At 73.6% G+C, this 3,017-nt stretch carries 4 protein-coding genes; 2 read left to right on the top strand and 2 right to left on the bottom strand.

The window, feature by feature from the left end; all coding sequences use genetic code 11:
- Positions 1–466: Rossmann-fold NAD(P)-binding domain-containing protein (locus tag IE249_RS38820; RefSeq protein ID WP_506367657.1), on the bottom strand; the 466-nt coding region annotated here is incomplete at its 3' end.
- A 78-nt stretch (positions 467–544) separates the two neighbouring features.
- On the opposite strand from IE249_RS38820, the gene IE249_RS29145 reads away from it, so the two are divergent.
- Entirely contained in the window at positions 545–1,543 is a 999-nt protein-coding gene (locus IE249_RS29145; protein ID WP_189709511.1) for an aldo/keto reductase, read from the top strand.
- Positions 1,544–1,615: 72 nt separating this feature from the next.
- Positions 1,616–2,848, top strand: a complete 1,233-nt coding sequence (locus IE249_RS29140) for a PQQ-dependent sugar dehydrogenase (RefSeq protein WP_189709509.1) — start codon at positions 1,616–1,618, stop codon at positions 2,846–2,848.
- A 3-nt stretch (positions 2,849–2,851) separates the two neighbouring features.
- Here IE249_RS29140 and IE249_RS38815 read toward each other — a convergent pair.
- The coding region (locus IE249_RS38815; RefSeq protein ID WP_229859500.1) for a DUF6191 domain-containing protein at positions 2,852–3,017 on the bottom strand (166 nt) is incomplete at its 5' end.

Here is a 3,017-nt window from a genome sequence, read left to right as displayed (position 1 = left end):
TGGCGGCGCCGATGGCTCCGTAGCCGACGATGAGGACGCTCTTGTCGGCGAGGGCCGGGTGGAAGCCGCTGCGCCACTCCTCCCGCTGCTGGGCGCGGACGAAGCCGGGGATGCCGCGCAGCGAGGCGAGGACGAGGGCGAGCGCGAGTTCCGCCGTACTCGCCTCGTGCACCCCGCGCGCGTTGCACAGCCGTACGCCGGGGACGATGGCGGACAGGTGGGCGGTGACGTCGTCGACGCCGGCCGTCAGGGTCTGGATGAGGCGGAGGTTGCGCATGTGCGCGAGGGGGCGCACCTTGACGGGCTGCCGCTTCATGTAGGGCACCACGTACACGGCGCAGCCGGCGGGGTCGCCGGGGAACTCCTGGGCACCGTCCTCGCCTCCGTCCCAGAAGAGGTAGTTCAACCCGTCGGGAAGCCCCTCGATCTCGTCCGGCGGGATGGGCAGCCACACGTCAGCAGTCATGGTCAGGAGGCTATGTCAGGGGCGCGGGGCGGCAGAGGTTAGGTTGGTGGGCCGCGGGCGAGGGAGGGTTACGGCGAGGTGGAGCGCAGGACGATCGGCGCGGCGGCGCTCGCGGTGGGGGCCGTGGGACTCGGGTGCATGCCGATGAGCTGGGCGTACAGCACCTCGCGGCAGCGCGGTCCGGAGTCGCTGAGGGCGGTGCACCGGGCGCTGGACGCCGGCTGCACGCTCCTGGACACCGCGGACATGTACGGGCCGTTCACCAACGAGCTGCTGCTGGGGCGGGTGCTGAAGGAGCGGCGCTCCGACGCCTTCGTGTCCACCAAGGCCGGTCTGCTGGTGGGCGAGCAGCACATCGTGGCCAACGGCCGCCCCGGCTATGTGCGGCGGGCCTGCGACGCCTCGCTGCGGCGGCTCCAGACGGACGTGATCGACCTCTACCAGCTGCACCGCGCCGACCCCGAGGTCCCGGTGGAGGAGACCTGGGGGGCGATGGCGGAGCTGGTGCGGGCCGGGAAGGTACGGGCCCTCGGGCTGTGCGCGGTGGGGGCGCGCGGGCGGCGCAGAGCGGGGGCGCGGCTGTACGACGGAACGATCCGGCAGCTGGAGCGGGTGCAGCAGGTCTTCCCGGTGAGCGCGGTGCAGGCGGAGCTGTCGGTGTGGTCACCGGAGGCGCTGGAGACGCTGCTGCCCTGGTGCGAGGCGCGGGGCGTGGGTTTCCTGGCCGCGATGCCGCTCGGCAACGGCTTCCTCACCGGCACGCTCACTCCGGGCGAGGGCTTCGAGCCGGACGACCTGCGGGCCCGCCATCCGCGGTTCACCGCCGAGATGATGGCGGCGAACCAGCCGATCGTCGCGGGGCTGCGCCGGATCGCCGCACGGCACGGCGAGGACGTCACACCGGCCCAGGTGGCCCTGGCCTGGGCGCTCGCCCAGGGGGCCCATGTGGTGCCGGTGCCGGGCGCCAAGCAGGAGCGCTGGGTCGGCGAGAACGCGGCCGCGGCGCGGCTGCGGCTGACGGCGCGGGACCTGGCCGAGGTGGCGTCGCTCCCGGCGGCGCAGGGGTCCTGGCACTGAGCGCCGGTGACGGGGCGGACCCGGCCGGGTCGGATCGCGGCGATCGGGAACTTCGCGGGGTGAGCGCGGGGTATGACAGGTAGGACCCGAGTGCCGGTGGGCCGCGCGGCCCGCGACCGTCGAAGGGACAGGATCGTGCGACGTCGAGTTGGGGCGGCCGTGTCGGCCGCCGCCGCGCTGCTGCTGGCGGCCGGCTGCTCCTTGGGTGGTGACGGGGGCGGGCCCGGCGGGACGGACCGCGCCACTCCCGGCCGTACGAGCGCGCAGGCCTCGCCCTCCGGGGAGGCGTCCGGGGAGACCGCTCCGCCGGCCAAGGGCTCCGTGAAGGTGCTGCGCACGGTCGCCGAGGGGCTGAACTCGCCCTGGGGGCTGGCCCCGCTGCCCGGCGGGGGCCTGCTGGTCTCCTCCCGCGACAAGGCGACGATCACCCGCGTCGACGAGAAGACGGGGAAGCAGACGGAGCTGGGCACGGTGTCCGGGGTGGCGCCCGAGGGCGAGGGCGGCCTGCTCGGCATCGCCCTCTCCCCGCGGTTCGCCTCCGACCACATGATCTACGCCTACTTCACCTCCGCCTCGGACAACCGCATCGTCCGGATGCTGTACGACGACAAGAAGCCGGCCGGGGAGCAACTGGGCGCGCCCGACACGGTGTTCAAGGGCATTCCCAAGGGTGTGATCCACAACGGCGGCCGGATCGCCTTCGGCCCGGACGGCATGCTGTACGCGGGCACGGGCGAGAGCGGCGACCGGGGGCTCGCCCAGGACACCAAGTCCCTGGGCGGCAAGATCCTGCGGCTGACCCCGGAGGGCGAGCCCGCGCCCGGCGACCCGTTCCCCGGCTCGCCCGTCTACTCCTACGGTCACCGCAATGTGCAGGGCCTGGCCTGGGACGGCGGACAGCGCCTGTTCGCCTCGGAGTTCGGCCAGGACACCTGGGACGAGCTGAACGCGATCAGGCCGGGCGGCAACTACGGCTGGCCGGACGCGGAGGGCACGTCCAAGGACCCGAAGTTCGTGAACCCGATCGCCCAGTGGCACACCGACGACGCCTCCCCCAGCGGGATCGCATACGCCGAGGGCTCCGTCTGGATGGCCGGCCTGAAGGGGCAGCGCCTGTGGCGCATCCCCCTCAAGGGCACGACGGCGTCGGCGCCGCCGCAGGCGTTCCTCGACGGGCAGTACGGCCGACTGCGCACGGTCGTCTCCGCGGGCGGCGACAGGCTGTGGCTGGTCACCAGCAACACGGACGGCCGCGGCGACCCGAGGAAGGGGGACGACCGCATCCTGGAGCTGCGGGTGAGCTAGCCGTCACTCGTCGTCGGGTTCGGCATCCCGCGGCGGCCGTACCACCACTTTCCCCGACGCCAGGTCGATCGGCCCCCGTACGGGATCACCGTCACCGACGTCCTCCCGAGTCAGCTCGAGCCGGTTCTGCTCGTCCCGGGTGTGCTTACGCCCGGGCGCGAACAGTTCC

The organism is Streptomyces anandii JCM 4720 (genome assembly GCF_014650655.1).
GTDB classification, from domain to species: Bacteria; Actinomycetota; Actinomycetes; order Streptomycetales; family Streptomycetaceae; genus Streptomyces; species Streptomyces anandii.
Note: the sequence above shows the minus strand (reverse complement) of the source record. Positions and strands in the feature narration are given on the sequence as shown.